Raw genomic sequence first — 14332 nt, 5'->3', positions numbered from 1 at the left:
TTGTTAAATTAGAGGTAATTTAATGAAGAATGTGCTGCCTTTGCCTTTTTCACTTTCTGCATATACATCACCTTGGTGATCGTCTATTATTTTTTTTACGTAGGACAGGCCTAAACCATGTCCCTTTACATTATGTATATCTCCTGTATGTTCTCTGTAGAACTTTTCAAAAACCCTTTTTACGACCGCCTTGCTCATTCCCGCGCCTTGGTCCTTAACCTTTATAATGATATAATTCTTTACTTTCTCTGTGTACACGTCTATTTTCGGGGGCTCTACCGAATATTTCACTGCGTTATCCAACATATTTACGATGACGTTGGTAAAGTGCATTTCGTTCGCCAAAACTTCGGAGCGTTCTGCCTCCAAATGTGTTTTTATGTAACCTCCTTTATCGGCCACAATTAATTCCACATGCGTAATGGCATCCTCAATTATGTCGTGTGCGTCTACCCTATCCTTACTAATGTCTAACTGATTCTTTTCTAACTTGGATATCCTAAGTACGTTCTCTACCTGCGCATGCATTCGTTTATTCTCATCCCGTATCATCTGCAAATAACGCTTCACCTTTTCTTCATCAGCGATTATCTTTGGATTTCGTATCGCCTCTATCGCAAGATTTATAGTTGCTATAGGCGTTTTGAATTCATGCGTCATATTGTTAATGAAATCGGTTTTTATCTCCGAAATCTGTTTTTGCCTTATCAACTGATAAATAGCTCCGGAATAGGCGACAACTATAATCAAAGTGAACAATAAAGACAATAAGGCCAACCCAAGAATGGATTGCACCAAAAAGCGCTTTTTTTTCGGAAAGGAAACGAGCAGGTCAAAATTTGAATTTCCCTCGAAATCAGCGAACATTGCCGATTTATAAATATTCTTTTCAGAATACTTGAATTTTTTAGATTTTACCTTGGTGGGAAACCCATTACTAAAAACTCCATATTCAAAATCAATGTCAACTCCCCTATTCTCTAATTCTCGCTGCACTAACAATTCTATCTCCTGAGTAGACACCCGCTCATGAATGGGTACTCTTTGGGCAAAAGTGTTGAACATTTCCTCCATGGCCACTTTGTCTATTTTGGAAAGACCACCGATTTTCTCAATACGCTGTATGGGTGTTAGCCGATAACCCTTCCCATCTAAATCGTAATCTTCTTTAAATATAGATGTGGTTCTTTTGCTCGTATAATTTCGTATTACTGTGGTATCACTACCGTCAGCATTATCAAAGAACGTGGAAGAAATGCCGTAGTCCTCTTCTAAAATACCATGTTCGTAAAGCAGTATTTCGTTGGAATTGACATCTCGGTCAATAAAAAAGAAATTTTTGAATTGTGCCTCTTTCAGCTCCCCTACACTATCCTTAACTTGGAGATATCTATCGGAATAATTTTTATACTCACGTTTAGAAATCTTGTCCGTAACACTGTTGAGTGCTTCCGAAACCATATTAGAAAACTGATCCTCTTTATCCTCAACGGACTTCTTTATCCAAAAACTTTGAACAAATATTAATCCAATAAGGGATAAGCTCATTAGAACTACTAAGAGCACAAATAACCTCTTGTTCATTTAGTGTTAAAATTAAAGATTTAACAGGAGGTCAATAGTACGTTTAACCTAACCTTAACACAAATGTTAAAATTGCGGGATTCCTAGCAATATTCAAGCAGAGCCGTATGAAGGGCAATTACTTTATCCTTAGTTTCTTCTAAATCTATGTTTTCAATAATATAATCGGAACGCGCAATTTTGACCTTGTCCTCCAATTGATTTTCAATCCGGGACAATACTTGTTTCTCCGAACTCTTATCTCGGTTCATAACACGCGCCACCCTCATCTTTTTTGGCGCCGTTACCAGAATAATCTTATCGTACAAATAATCGGCTTTATTTTCGAATAAGAGCGCTGTCTCTTGCACCACGTAGGGGTGATTTTGCTTCTCCGACCATTTGATGAAATGCTTTCTAACTGCCGGATGAACGATTCCGTTCAGTTTCTCCAATAAATCTTTATCAGCAAACACTGCTTTAGCTATAAAGGGTCTATTCAGTGATTCTCCATCATAGGCTTCCTCCCCCAAAAGGGCAATAATCTTATTTCTAATTTTCTTAGAAGATTCCATTAGACGTTTTGCCTGTGCATCAGAATCATAAACAGGTACGCCCAATGTCCTTAGAAACTTTGCTACCGTAGATTTGCCACTACCTATGCCTCCAGTTAAACCAACAATCATTCTTCTACCCTTAAAATAAATTCTATCTCGTCCGTTGAAAGTGATGCATTACTGATTCCCTCAGGTGCAGCTGTGAGTGCAATTGGAAGTCTACTCTGATTATTTCCTTTTAGATTCAGATAATCTGCCGTCACAATAAAATCAGTAGGATCCAAGCTCTTTAAATCCTCAATCTTACCCTGACACAAAATGATGACGGCATCGGGAAACATCCTAACCTTGGTGCCCTCTGGTACGTTGACCATGGTAACCGGAACTGAAATCTCCTTTTCCGCAAAACGATATACCTTTCCCGATACCTCCACAGCATTAGGCACAAAGGTAGTTTTGTTCAGCTCACGTGATTTAAGGACTACCGTGGTAACCGTAAAATCTTCATCTACATTGGGCATGTCCAGATATGCCGTTCTTACTTGAGCTATCGTGTCAATTTGTTCTTTAGGTCCTTTTATTTTTATGGTCGAAGGACTAACCGTTATCTTATCCTCCAACATATAATTCTTGGCAAGGCTAAAATTAATCCTGGGAACAACGGGTACTTCTTTCGTAATCACTTTAGTGAAGTCTAAAAAAATGGTATCCGTCTCCAATTCTAATAAAGTCATTGTTTTGGGAAGCTGATTCTCAATTTGTCTTCTATACGTCTCTTGAGCTATATAGTATAGTGCTCCTTTTTTATTTGCCTTAGATAAATCTAGTTGTACGACCTTTTTTTTTATACCAAATCCCAAAAATTGAAAACCCACTGCCTTCAACTTTACATCTAACTGACTTTTTGGAATTTCCGATAGTAAAAAGGCATCAGGAATATTTACGTATTCGATATCAAAATTTGTTGTGCTGACAAATGATTGTGAGAGATTATTAATAAGCCAAGCCAAAGTCGAAAAAAACAGAAATACTAGAAACACCCTGAATTTACGTTTCTTTACACCTATTTTTATTCGCTCTAAAATCATTGATTATTCTTAAAAAATAACTTGGGGAAAATCTCCTCAGGACTCCTTTTACTAAAAGTAGTGTAAATCGTTGACTTCAAAAAACCAATTCCATAACCAACGAACTGAACAACTGTGGCAAAGAGTGCCATTAAGGAAACCGCTAAATTTCTAGTCCTTAAAAACGCATCTGTAAACAAAAGAACAAAATAAAAAACGAAAAGATAAAATGGTAAAGGGAAACCAGCGAATAATGCTACAAGTGCTAACAAAAATCCGCAGCAAAACAGTGTTGGAAACCAATAGGTTAATTTTGCGGTAGACGGATGCCACTTATTAAGTATAGGCCGGACCATACCAAATTTATTTACCTGAATATAAAATTTGTTCCAGTCTATCCTTCTTTTATGATAAACGTACGCTTCCGGTATCAGCTTGGTTTCATAACCTGCGTTCCAAATTCGTATGGTCAAATCCGGGTCTTCACCAGGGTGTATGTTACCGTATCCCCCAACATTCTCAAAAGCCTCTTTAGATATACCCATATTAAAACTTCTAGGCTGAAATTTATCTACGGCCTTCTTGCCGCCTCTTATCCCACCAGTGGTTAAGAATGAGGTCATGGCATAATTAATGGCCTTTTGAACCCTACTAAAAGATTCATGGGCAGCATCCGGTCCGCCATAACAATGCACAAAAGCATGAGTAAGACTTTTTTCCGCCTCAACCAAATATTGCGGAGGTAGAATACAGTCAGAATCCAATACAATAAAGTAATTCCCCTTGGCCCGGCGCATTCCATAATTCCTAGAATCACCAGGGCCTGAGTTTGGCTTCTGATAATAGGTAATATTAAGGCTTTCCTTAAAGTTTTCTATCACCTTCTCCGAAGATTGGGTAGACCCGTCCTCAACAATGACTATCTCAAAATCCTTAGTATACGTTTGCTCCAAGAGACTTTCTAAAAGCTCTTGAACTTCATTTGGTCTATTATAAACTGGGATAATAAAGGAAAAGGACAGCTCCATTTTTATTATACTTTAACCCTGAAAGCCATTCTACAACCGACCAGGTTTAATGAGAAAGGGTTTTTAAAACTTGTCGATGACCTCTTGACTAACGCCTGTATTGGAAAAACCACCATCATGAAACAAGTTCTGCATGGTAACTTTTCGGGTTAGGTCAGAAAATAGGGTCATGGTGTAATCTGCACAATCTTGGGCTGTAGCATTGCCCAAAGGGGACATTTTTTCAGCGTAATTGATAAATCCGTCAAAACCTTTAATTCCCTGTCCGGCCGTTGTAGCTGTCGGAGACTGTGAAATCGTATTTACCCTTACTTTCTTCTCTTTCCCAAAGAAGTATCCAAAACTACGGGCTACGGATTCTAAATAGGCTTTATTATCCGCCATATCGTTATAGTCCGGAAAAGTACGTTGTGCGGCCATGTAGGTCAAGGCAACTATACTTCCCCATTCGTTCATGGCATCATGCTTGTACAGGGATTGCATTACTTTGTGAAAAGACAATGCGGATACATCCCACCCTTTTGCGGTAAAATCATAATTCTCGTCCGTGTAGGCGCGACCTTTCCGCACGTTTACGGACATCCCGATGGAGTGAAGGACAAAATCTAATTTTCCTCCCAAGATTTCCATGGATTTGGTTACCAGATTGTCCAAATCTTCTGCATTGGTGGCATCCGCAGGAATGATTTCAGAACCCGTTTTCTCGGCCAAATCCTTAATCTGACCCATTCTCATGGCAATAGGGGCATTTGTCAACACAAAGGTTCCTCCTTCATCGTGTATACTTTGCGCAGTTTTCCAAGCAATGGAATTCTCGTCCAATGCGCCAAATATGATTCCTTTTTTACCTTTTAATAAATTGTAAGCCATGTTCGTTGGTTCTAGTGTTTAAAATTTATAAATCAAAGATATTTAAAATATATCAATCGTTATTTTAATGTTCGCCTTATTAATTCAATAATTGTTTGGCATGTGCTAGCGCCGAATCGGACAGTTCCTTCCCGCCTAGCATTTGTGCAAGTTCTACCACTCTCTCATCATTGGATAGCTTCCTCATATTCGTTTCCGTTCTATCTGCCGTATCTTTCTTAAAGACCTTAAAGTGATGGTTACCCTTTGAGGCAACTTGTGGCAGGTGGGTTATGGAAAATACCTGCATTGCACCGCTCATTTCTTTCATGATATCTGCCATACGGTTCGAGATTTCTCCTGATACACCGGTATCTATTTCATCGAACATAATTGTAGGCAGTTTTTCATATTTTGCCAAGATGGATTTAATCACTAACATAATTCTGGACAATTCACCACCAGAGGCCACTTTCTTCAGTAAACCATAATTACTACCCTTATTCGCCGTGAACAGAAATGACAACTCGTCCATGCCATTGGGTTTAAAACTATCGGATGGCAATAATGAAATGTCAAAAGAAGCACTTGGCATGCCTAAAAGCCCTAAATTGAATTCCAGTTGTTTCTTTAGATTGGGTATTACACTATTCCGCTTTTCCCTAATCAAAAGTGCCTGCTCCTCTAAGGATGACCTTAATTCCTGTAATTCCTTGGTTTTTAATGCAATTTTCTCATCCAGATGGGCAGTTTCAAATACCTTATCCGCCAAATCGTTCTTAATACGGATCAATTCGGAAATCTCACTAGCATTATGCTTTTTCTGAAGATTATATAACAATTGCAGTTTGGTGTTCACCTCTTCCAAAAGCGAAGGATTGGACTCCACACGCTCTTGAAAACCTTGCAGTTCTGTGTTGATGTCATCCAACTCTATAAAGGCCGATTGCACACGTTCGTTTAGCTCTTGATATTGATTGCCAAAACCCGCAAGTTTAGTGAATGTTGCTCTAATCGCTGTCATCAAGGACAGTACGCCTGCCTGTTCATCGTTGAACAACTGTTCACCTTTGGAAAGCCCTTCCATAATAAGCTCTACATTGTTCAATTGCTCGTATTGTTCTTCTAGCTCCTCTAGAATTCCTTCCTTTAATGGGGCGGACTCTAGCTCCGTAAGTAAAAACGAATTGTAGTCTTGTTCCTTTGTGGCATTACTTTGAAATAGGACCAAATCTTGGAGTTCCTTCTCCGTAGTTCTAAATTTTTGTAATTCCTCGGTGTATGCAAGCAAACGCTTGGTGTTATTTGCGAAAGCGTCTATCAGCTTAAACTGAAAATCGTTCTCCGTTAGTTCTAAAGTTTGATGCTGCGAGTGAACGTCTATTAGCCGAGAGCCCAGTTTGGACAATACATCCAAAGTAACGGGTGTATCGTTTATAAAAGCTCTGGATTTACCGCTCGGTAAAATTTCACGTCTTATGACCGTTACATCTTCATAGTCCAAATCGGCCTTAGAGAAAAAAGATTTCAACTTATAGTCCGCGATGGTAAAATCGGCTTCTATAATACATTTTTTTTCCTTGTTACGAAGTGATGATAAATCCGCACGATTGCCTAAGACAAGTGAAAGACCTCCCAAAAGAATTGATTTTCCAGCTCCCGTTTCACCAGTAATTACCGTAAAACCGCTATCAAACCCAACTTTAAGGCTGTCGATTAATGCATAATTTTCAATGGAAAGATGAGCTAACAATACTTTTGCTTTTAGTAAAGCAAAGGTAATCTATATTATGATTTGAAAAAAGAATCAGTATTTTATATCGTTCCAGGTACTGGAATATAGAGGGGCAATGTTATTCAGTGTTTCTTTAAGTTTTACGATATCAACTTTAGGACCGTCGGAGAAAATATTCTGAATCTCTTCTGACTTCGCATCAAAAAAAGTTTGTATCAAAAAAGCATTGGGACGCCTCTTGATCATGGTTTCGAAAAGTTTCATGGTCCCTGCAACGACTTGTTTTCCGGTGCTATTATTATCGCCCATGATATCCATCCCCTTTCTGTGGTAATTATACATGGCCACTCTATACTCACGGAAGGTGTTGGAAAGTAAATTGTCTACCAGCTCAAATCTACTACGGTCGCTGGACTGTCCCCAATCCTTAAATCCTTTTCCCTGAGCTTGGGTGACGATATTCTGCGCTTTTCTAAAGTGATCCGTACCACCTTCTAAACTAAAGGTATCCGCATCCAAGCCTAGCATAATATAGATGTAATAAGAAACAACGCCCACCAGATTAGATTCAAAAACATTTTCATTGAATACCAACGGTTGAAACTCTATATACTGAAAGTTGAACTGGTTGTCCTTATAATTAAATATGGGGCTCTCGTAGGAAGTATTATAAACCGGCCTAGAGGACTGAATCTGAATATTTCCTTTAAACCTGTCGGATTCATACTCTGTTATCGTTATGAACATCTGAGCATTGACCCGTTCATTTTCTTTATAGACCCTGTTCGTCCATTTGTTCTTGTTCACAAAATCGTTCAGGGAGCGCTCTAGCGTCTGAAAAATTTGCTGATTGGTCTGCGATACTTGATCCGAGTTTACGGTAATGGTACAATTTAACTCCTGTGCCTTAATACTCAGGCTTATGAAGAAAAGAGCAATAAAAAATACCAGTTTACGCATAGCGTCTTTTAATAATTTCGTTCAAAATATCCTTGGCCACTGCTGCCTTGGTCTTCAATTCAAACGTTAGTATTTCCAAATTGGTATCTATGAAGCTAATTTTATTGGTGGTCCCGCCAAAACCGGCTCCCTTATCGTTCAATGAATTTAACACAATAGCATCCAGGTTCTTGCGCTGTAGTTTTCCTTTGGCATTTTCAACCTCGTTTTCCGTCTCTAGGGCAAAGCCTACCAAGTACTGGTCTTTCTTAGCTTTCCCAAGAGAAAGGAGAATATCCTTATTCTTTACCAGAGCGATGTTCAACGCTTCATCGGATTTCTTTATTTTCTGCGTGGCCATCGTCTTGGGCTTATAGTCCGCAACTGCTGCTGCACAGATAACAACGTCGGATTCGGGATAGTGATCATGCGCACTTGCGTACATATCATCCGCGCTAACGACCGGCACCAAAGAAATAGCGTGGTTTTTAACGGTGAAGCGCGAGGGGCCGGAAACGAGAACCACTTTTGCACCAAGATTAGCCGCTGCATGTGCCAATTCAAAACCCATGAGCCCTGAGGAATGGTTCCCTATAAAACGTACCGGGTCTATGGCCTCATAGGTTGGTCCGGCGGTAATCAGGACTTTTTTACCATGCAAGGGCAGTCCATCAGATAAATGATTTTCGATAAATCGGAGGATATCCTCAGGTTCTGCCATTCTACCTTCTCCGTGCAGGCCGCTGGCCAATTCTCCGGAGGTTGCCGGAATCATTACATTTCCAAAGGACTGCAGTTTAGTTAAGGTTGCCACTGTACTAGGATGCTTGTACATATCCAAGTCCATTGCCGGAGCAAAGAAAACAGGGCATTTTGCGGATAGGTAACTAGCTAAGAGTAAGTTATCGCAACCACCGGAGGCCATTTTAGACATGGTGTTGGCCGTGGCAGGAGCAATTAACATTAAATCTGCCCAAAGTCCCAGTTCCACATGGTTATTCCAATCGACCGTGGTGGCATCAGATTTGACGAAATCGGTAACAACGGGGTTTTTTGAGAGGGTGGCAAGTGTAAGCGGAGAAACAAAAGAGCTGGCACTATCGGTAAGTATAATCTTAACGTTAGCTCCAGCTTTTATGAAGAGTCGGACTAGGAATGTAGTTTTATAAGCAGCAATTCCTCCGGTAATGCCTAAAAGGATATTTTTGCCGTTCAACATAGACCTATGCGTCTTTCTCTGTATTTCTGTGGTATATTTTATCCATTAACCACTCTTCTACCGCTAGAGCATGTGGTTTAGGTAATTTCTCATAGAACTTAGAAACTTCTATTTGCTCTTTGTTTTCAAAAACCTCTTCTAAGCTATCGCTGTAGGTCGCAAATTCTTCTAATTTCTCTAAAAGCTCTTTCTTAATCTCAGAATTAATTTGAACAGCTCTCTTTGCCGTGATGGAAATAGCTTCATAAATATTCTGCGTCTTGGCATCAAATTCGTTCTTATTGTGGGTTACCGTAGAAACCGCAGCTTTAGAAGTTTTTAAATCGTTCATGTTCATAATTGAAACTATTTATTTGGATTCTGATTCTGTATTGAATTTTTGTAATTCTCTTTCTAATGTTTCCATCAACCTTGAAGCTTCTTTTTCAAAAGCGGTTTCAGGATACTTTTTCTTAAACGATAAATAGGCCGTTTTAGCATTCAGCAAACGTTCTTCTTGTAAACTTTCAAAACTGTTCAGGGCCATATTGGTCAAAGCGTCCACTTTTACTAGCATTGCCTCCTCTCTATAAACGGACCCTGGAAAATCTGAAACAAAATTTTCCGAAGCCTCTACCGCAGATTTCAACATATCAAAGTTGAATTCTCCCAGTTTATTGTATTGCTTCATTATCTCAAAAGCCTTTTTCTCCTTTTTTGTAGTGAGTTCCTTTGCCATAACATTGGATTCGGCAAAAAATTCAGATTCTGAATAGGCGTTGATAAAATTCTGTAATTTCAACAGGGCCTTATCCGTATCCGTTTGGTCCAAAGAATACTTCGGGGATAGCATAAAATAACTTTTGGCACCCAAGAATGATGCTTCCGCTATTTTATCACTTTTGGGATAGGACTTGATAAAACGCTCAAATTGATATCCCGCCATATTGTAATCCTCACGCTCAAAATACGTATTGGCCAAAAAGAACATTACGCGTTCTCCCTGTGGCTTACCTATGTACTTTGGTGCAATTTGCTCCAACAAACGATTAGCTCTCTTGAAATCGCCCTCCTCATAGTATTTTTCGGCCATATCGTACTTAGCCTTTACATCCTCGTTCTTAAGTACTTTTTGGTACTCGTTACAGGATTGAAATGCTATAAGTAAACAACCTAAAAGAAAAATGTGCCTTATTCTAAAAAACATTTTGCAAAATTAATGATTATCAATGGATTTAAAAAACATTTTTAATCCACTAAAATAGGATCATTTTCCTTTCAAATAAGGTCCTTTGGGTAAGTTTTAACTAAAAATAAATTAAGCTGTAACCTTGGACATTGATGCTATAAAATCAGTAAGTTTAGATTTTAGGGCGCCACTGGCAGCTACAAGTGGTAACCTTACGGAAGCTCTTGCCAGGCCCAATACTTCAAAAATGGCTTTAATACCCGCGGGATTCCCTTCTTCAAATATCAACTGCATGCCATCTTGTAGCCTATAATGGTAGACATAGGCTTCCTTGACGTTTCCCTGTAGTCCTAAACGAACCATTGTTGAAAATTCTGTAGGTATGCCCTGACCTAGGACAGAAATAACACCGTCTCCTCCTGCCAGTATGGTAGGTAAGGCCGTTAAATCATCTCCTGAGAGTAGTAAAAAGTCTTGAGGCTTAGAAGCTATGATTTCCATAATCTGTACCATATCTCCGCAGGCTTCCTTTATCCCGATGATATTATCGAAATCCTTTGCGAGCCTAACCGTGGTAGACGGCAGCATATTACTACCGGTTCTACCGGGAACGTTATACATAATAATAGGTTTTGGCGAGGCCACGGCCAGTGCTTCAAAATGCCTGTAGATGCCTTCCTGGGTAGGTTTGTTATAGTAGGGAGAAACGGAAAGAATAGCATCAAAACTGGACAAGTCCAACGTCTTTAGTTCCTGGACTACTGCGGTGGTATGGTTTCCTCCGATTCCTACGACTAGAGGCAGCACTCCATCATTGGCACTAACTATGGTATCCAATACCAGTTGTTTTTCAGTTTTACTCAACGTAACTGATTCTGCCGTGGTTCCCAAAGCCACTAAATAATCTATTCCGCCTTGCTTGCAGAACGATACAATATCAATAAGGGCCTTCACATCAACACCGCCATCTTCTCGAAAGGGTGTTATCAATGCTACTCCAGTACCTCTTAATGCTTCCATATTAAATCTCTTTAAAAACGCCTAAATATTTTTTTAATTCAGCTTTGAACGTTTTAAAATCGGACATCGGTGTGTCCAATATCAGGTCATTGAAACTGGGGTCCACCTCCTTAAAACCCACTTTTAAGCGAGCCTTCGTCTGTACGGACATTAAATTTAAGAGTAGGTTATCCTCATTGTAATAATTGACCAATAAATCATATTCCCTACTTAGAAACTCTAATGCGTAGCTATTCTCGATAGCTCCGTTCCACCCCAAGTCCTTATCAGAAAAAACCGGTGTAGCATAAGGCGAATTTTTATCGTAATAACTCTTATACCCTATAATTTTCACCGCATTGGGCTTCAATTTAAAATCTTCCAAAAACTGATAGAACAAATCAGCATTTTGAAATTTATCCAAATCCACTATGCAACCTAGTTTTGTGATTCCTTTGGACCTCGTGGTTTCGGAAGCACCTTTCTCTAAGGCTTGCTTAATAAATTTACGCCCGGATTTCTGTTTAAACTTGTCCTTAATTCCTTTTAAAAACATGTATTTTTACATTTACACAAATGTAAATAATATCCGTTCAACTCTATGGCGAAGTTAAAACACTTTGGGATTTTAAAAATAAAACATTTTGTTTTATTTGTAACAATACTAGGTTTCAACTCTTGTAAGGAAGATGCTAGAACGCTGCATCGTATCACCGCAGAACGCATTGCAGTGGACCATATGCACGAAGAATCCCAAGCCGTAAAAGATTTTATAAAGCCCTATCACGACCGAGTCAATCAAATGCTGGACAGTACCTTGGCCTATGCCCCTGCTGAAATCTCCAAAATGGACGGGAGGTACAATAGCTCGGCCGGCAATCTTATGGCGGATATTATGCTTTTGGAGGCGAACCCCATATTTCAAGAAAGAACTGGTAAGTCCATCGATTTTGCGCTTATGAACCATGGAGGTATACGTGCCGCTATTTCCAAAGGCAATGTATCTGCCAGAACGGCTTATGAGGTAATGCCCTTTGAGAACAATATTTCCGTGGTGGAGCTAGACGGTAAAGCAGTCTTACAAATGATAGGCTATATCATTAAATCTAAAAGAGCGCACGCTTTAAGCGGTATCCAAGTTGTGCTCAACAGGGACGAGAGCATCAAGACCATAAAAATACAAGGCCAACCATTTGATGTTGACCAACACTATTTCATAGCTACCTCCGATTATTTGGTTAGCGGCGGAGACGATATGGTGTTTTTCAAAAATGCCCTGACCATTACCGATACGGATTACAAGATTAGAAATGCCATGATCGATTATTTTTCAAAGGTCGATACTTTGGCCGCAACTGTGGATGACCGTTTTTACAAAAAAAAGTAGCATGAAAAGAAGAAAGTTTATTCAGCATACCGTAGCCTCAGCTTCATACATAGGAGCTGGTGGACTAAGTTTAAGCTCCTGCTCGGGTGCTAAGACCAGCCATATTACTATTTTACATACCAATGATGTACATAGCCATATCGATGCTTTTCCAAAAGACCACTCCAGTTTTGCAGGTTTAGGAGGCCTGGCGCGGAGAGCGGGATTGGTAAACGCTATTCGCAAGGAGAATCCCAATACCTTGTTGTTCGATGCCGGCGATATTTTCCAGGGAACTCCGTATTTTAATTTCTACGGTGGGGAGTTGGAGATGAAACTAATGACAATGCTAAAGTACGATGCTGCCACAATAGGTAATCACGATTTTGATAATGGGATTGAAGGCCTACTGGCACAGATTCCCTATGGTAAGTTCGACTTTGTTTCTTCCAATTATGATTTTAGCAATACGGTTTTAGCTGGTTTTACCAAGCCTTTTCAGACTTATGAGCGGGATGGTATTAAAATTGGAGTATACGGCCTGGGAATTCAACTAAAGGGATTAGTGACCAAAACACTGTACAAAGAAACACGGTATTTAGACCCCTACGAGATTGCCAATGATTTGGAACAACGCCTAAAAGATGAGGAAAAATGTGATCTGGTCATTTGCCTGTCCCATTTAGGTTATAGCTATGAGGACGAAAATAAACCGGATGATATGAAATTAGCCACAAAAACGAAGCATACGGACCTCATCATCGGCGGACATACCCATACCTTTCTGGATAAACCCAGTATAGTTAAGAATGCTATGGACAAGGAGGTTCTAGTGAATCAAGTAGGATGCTACGGCGTTAATTTAGGCCGTATCGATTTTTATTTTGATACGAACGGTATTACTTCAAACGGGGTTTCCATTACGGTCTGATAAAACATTACTATGGGTCGGATACTACGAACGGATTCGTCAAATACCGATTTTAGAGCCTTAGTGGCCTTGCTGGATGAAGATTTAGCACTACGCGATGGGGAAGACAATGCCTTTTACGCCCAATTTAACGGTATTGCCGTTTTAAAACACTGTGTGGTCTACTATAAAAACGGAATTGCTCTGGGTTGTGGCGCACTGAAAAGTTTTGATGCGAATAGCATGGAAGTAAAACGAATGTTCGTAAACCCAGAAGTACGGGGAAAAGGTATTGCTTCCCTCCTGCTTGTAGCACTGGAAAATTGGGCCAAAGAACTCGGCTACGAACAATGTGTTTTAGAAACCGGTTTACGCCAACCAGAAGCCATTGCACTCTACAAGAAGAACAAATACAACATTATTCCTAATTACCCACCCTATGAAGGCGTAGCCAATAGCGTATGTTTTAGAAAAGTGCTTTAAGCTTTTAAAAGCTCCTCGGCGGCGATAGCCTCATCGATGGCGACTTTCACATACTTGTGACTGCCAAAAAAATACCTTCCGGATACCAAGGTAATGGTAGCTACGGATTGTCCCTTAGCATCCTTGGTTACCCTCGTAACGGTTACTTTTTTCCCTTGTAGATTTTTAAACGATGCTATTCCGCCCCGTTTAATGATGAAATTCGGTCTGGGGAAATGTATGTGTTTGTAGGTATTGGAAGAGGCTTCACCGATAATGAAAACAGCTCCGATTTCCACCGGATAATCTGAGCTTTGAGCCTTACTAGTGACTAAAGATAAGCTTATAAAAAAAACAAATAACACAAATTTTTTCATGATAAATGGATTTTAAGTTCGTCTTTTAAATTTACGAAAAAATAGCCGAAAAACCATCAAAAAATTCCTGTATTATAAGTTGGTCCATTATTA

Annotated in this window: 16 protein-coding genes; 3 read left to right on the top strand and 13 right to left on the bottom strand. The window is 39.6% G+C overall.

What is annotated here, in order from left to right; translation table 11 throughout:
* Positions 1-3: 3 nt before the first annotated feature.
* The 12 genes from EJ994_RS03915 to EJ994_RS03860 all read right to left on the bottom strand — a co-directional run bounded on the left by EJ994_RS03915 (position 4) and on the right by EJ994_RS03860 (position 11680).
* Positions 4-1584 carry a sensor histidine kinase gene (locus tag EJ994_RS03915; RefSeq protein WP_126591294.1) on the bottom strand — a complete coding sequence of 527 codons (1581 nt, stop codon included), beginning with the start codon at positions 1582-1584 and terminating at the stop codon, positions 4-6.
* A gap of 83 nt (positions 1585-1667) precedes the next feature.
* The gene (coaE, locus tag EJ994_RS03910; RefSeq protein WP_126591293.1) at positions 1668-2249 is read right to left on the bottom strand and encodes a dephospho-CoA kinase; all 582 of its coding nucleotides are present in this window, start codon (positions 2247-2249) and stop codon (positions 1668-1670) included.
* Complete coding sequence (locus tag EJ994_RS03905; protein ID WP_126591292.1) at positions 2246-3208, bottom strand: YbbR-like domain-containing protein; 963 nt, start codon at positions 3206-3208, stop codon at positions 2246-2248. The genes coaE and EJ994_RS03905 overlap by 4 nt, the downstream gene beginning before the upstream one ends.
* Positions 3205-4215, bottom strand: a complete 1011-nt coding sequence (locus tag EJ994_RS03900) for a glycosyltransferase (protein ID WP_126591291.1) — start codon at positions 4213-4215, stop codon at positions 3205-3207. The genes EJ994_RS03905 and EJ994_RS03900 overlap by 4 nt, the downstream gene beginning before the upstream one ends.
* Before the next feature lie 63 nt (positions 4216-4278).
* Positions 4279-5085, bottom strand: coding sequence for an enoyl-ACP reductase (locus EJ994_RS03895; RefSeq protein ID WP_126591290.1), 807 nt, complete (start codon positions 5083-5085; stop codon positions 4279-4281).
* Positions 5086-5164: 79 nt separating this feature from the next.
* Complete coding sequence (recN, locus tag EJ994_RS03890) at positions 5165-6817, bottom strand: DNA repair protein RecN (RefSeq protein WP_126591289.1); 1653 nt, start codon at positions 6815-6817, stop codon at positions 5165-5167.
* A gap of 54 nt (positions 6818-6871) precedes the next feature.
* A complete protein-coding gene (locus EJ994_RS03885; RefSeq protein WP_126591288.1) occupies positions 6872-7759 on the bottom strand; it encodes a DUF4835 family protein in 888 nt (295 codons plus the stop codon).
* A complete protein-coding gene (gene coaBC, locus EJ994_RS03880; RefSeq protein WP_126591287.1) occupies positions 7752-8957 on the bottom strand; it encodes a bifunctional phosphopantothenoylcysteine decarboxylase/phosphopantothenate--cysteine ligase CoaBC in 1206 nt (401 codons plus the stop codon). Before coaBC ends, EJ994_RS03885 begins: the two co-directional genes overlap by 8 nt.
* Before the next feature lie 4 nt (positions 8958-8961).
* A complete protein-coding gene (locus EJ994_RS03875) occupies positions 8962-9294 on the bottom strand; it encodes a DNA-directed RNA polymerase subunit omega (protein ID WP_180272380.1) in 333 nt (110 codons plus the stop codon).
* Positions 9295-9306: 12 nt separating this feature from the next.
* The gene (locus EJ994_RS03870) at positions 9307-10143 is read right to left on the bottom strand and encodes an outer membrane protein assembly factor BamD (RefSeq protein ID WP_126591286.1); all 837 of its coding nucleotides are present in this window, start codon (positions 10141-10143) and stop codon (positions 9307-9309) included.
* Between the two features lie 111 nt (positions 10144-10254).
* Entirely contained in the window at positions 10255-11145 is an 891-nt protein-coding gene (gene dapA / locus EJ994_RS03865; RefSeq protein ID WP_126591285.1) for a 4-hydroxy-tetrahydrodipicolinate synthase, read from the bottom strand.
* A gap of 1 nt (position 11146) precedes the next feature.
* Positions 11147-11680 carry a DUF6913 domain-containing protein gene (locus EJ994_RS03860; RefSeq protein WP_126591284.1) on the bottom strand — a complete coding sequence of 178 codons (534 nt, stop codon included), beginning with the start codon at positions 11678-11680 and terminating at the stop codon, positions 11147-11149.
* A 45-nt stretch (positions 11681-11725) separates the two neighbouring features.
* Here EJ994_RS03860 and EJ994_RS03855 point away from each other — a divergent pair, with 45 nt between their 5' ends.
* From EJ994_RS03855 to EJ994_RS03845, 3 genes are read left to right on the top strand one after another with little or no spacing between them, the layout of a single operon-like run.
* Positions 11726-12511 (top strand): 5'-nucleotidase C-terminal domain-containing protein, encoded by a 786-nt coding sequence (locus tag EJ994_RS03855; protein WP_126591283.1) that lies wholly within the window; start codon positions 11726-11728, stop codon positions 12509-12511.
* A 1-nt stretch (position 12512) separates the two neighbouring features.
* Positions 12513-13421, top strand: coding sequence for a bifunctional metallophosphatase/5'-nucleotidase (locus EJ994_RS03850; protein WP_126591282.1), 909 nt, complete (start codon positions 12513-12515; stop codon positions 13419-13421).
* A 12-nt stretch (positions 13422-13433) separates the two neighbouring features.
* The gene (locus EJ994_RS03845; RefSeq protein ID WP_126591281.1) at positions 13434-13883 is read left to right on the top strand and encodes a GNAT family N-acetyltransferase; all 450 of its coding nucleotides are present in this window, start codon (positions 13434-13436) and stop codon (positions 13881-13883) included.
* On the opposite strand, the gene EJ994_RS03840 is transcribed toward EJ994_RS03845, so the two are convergent.
* Positions 13880-14239 (bottom strand): dihydroorotase, encoded by a 360-nt coding sequence (locus tag EJ994_RS03840; RefSeq protein ID WP_126591280.1) that lies wholly within the window; start codon positions 14237-14239, stop codon positions 13880-13882. The two genes, EJ994_RS03845 and EJ994_RS03840, sit on opposite strands and share 4 nt — an antisense overlap.
* Between the last annotated feature and the right edge of the window lie 93 nt (positions 14240-14332).

The sequence above is a fragment of the Maribacter sp. MJ134 genome (assembly GCF_003970695.1).
Lineage (GTDB): Bacteria > Bacteroidota > Bacteroidia > Flavobacteriales > Flavobacteriaceae > Maribacter.
The sequence above is the reverse complement of the archived record's forward strand: the minus strand, read 5'-3'. Positions and strand labels throughout refer to the sequence as shown.

Bases quoted from the DNA above. Each gene is read 5' to 3' on its own strand.
- EJ994_RS03875 (WP_180272380.1), bottom strand. From the start codon at position 9,294: ATGAACATGAACGATTTAAAAACTTCTAAAGCTGCGGTTTCTACGGTA.
- dapA (WP_126591285.1), bottom strand. From the start codon at position 11,145: ATGGAAGCATTAAGAGGTACTGGAGTAGCATTGATAACACCCTTTCGA.
- coaBC (WP_126591287.1), bottom strand. From the start codon at position 8,957: ATGTTGAACGGCAAAAATATCCTTTTAGGCATTACCGGAGGAATTGCT.
- EJ994_RS03850 (WP_126591282.1), top strand. From the start codon at position 12,513: ATGAAAAGAAGAAAGTTTATTCAGCATACCGTAGCCTCAGCTTCATAC.
- EJ994_RS03845 (WP_126591281.1), top strand. From the start codon at position 13,434: ATGGGTCGGATACTACGAACGGATTCGTCAAATACCGATTTTAGAGCC.
- EJ994_RS03885 (WP_126591288.1), bottom strand. From the start codon at position 7,759: ATGCGTAAACTGGTATTTTTTATTGCTCTTTTCTTCATAAGCCTGAGT.
- EJ994_RS03860 (WP_126591284.1), bottom strand. From the start codon at position 11,680: ATGTTTTTAAAAGGAATTAAGGACAAGTTTAAACAGAAATCCGGGCGT.
- EJ994_RS03900 (WP_126591291.1), bottom strand. From the start codon at position 4,215: ATGGAGCTGTCCTTTTCCTTTATTATCCCAGTTTATAATAGACCAAAT.
- EJ994_RS03855 (WP_126591283.1), top strand. From the start codon at position 11,726: ATGGCGAAGTTAAAACACTTTGGGATTTTAAAAATAAAACATTTTGTT.
- coaE (WP_126591293.1), bottom strand. From the start codon at position 2,249: ATGATTGTTGGTTTAACTGGAGGCATAGGTAGTGGCAAATCTACGGTA.
- EJ994_RS03905 (WP_126591292.1), bottom strand. From the start codon at position 3,208: ATGATTTTAGAGCGAATAAAAATAGGTGTAAAGAAACGTAAATTCAGG.
- EJ994_RS03840 (WP_126591280.1), bottom strand. From the start codon at position 14,239: ATGAAAAAATTTGTGTTATTTGTTTTTTTTATAAGCTTATCTTTAGTC.
- EJ994_RS03915 (WP_126591294.1), bottom strand. From the start codon at position 1,584: ATGAACAAGAGGTTATTTGTGCTCTTAGTAGTTCTAATGAGCTTATCC.
- EJ994_RS03870 (WP_126591286.1), bottom strand. From the start codon at position 10,143: ATGTTTTTTAGAATAAGGCACATTTTTCTTTTAGGTTGTTTACTTATA.
- EJ994_RS03895 (WP_126591290.1), bottom strand. From the start codon at position 5,085: ATGGCTTACAATTTATTAAAAGGTAAAAAAGGAATCATATTTGGCGCA.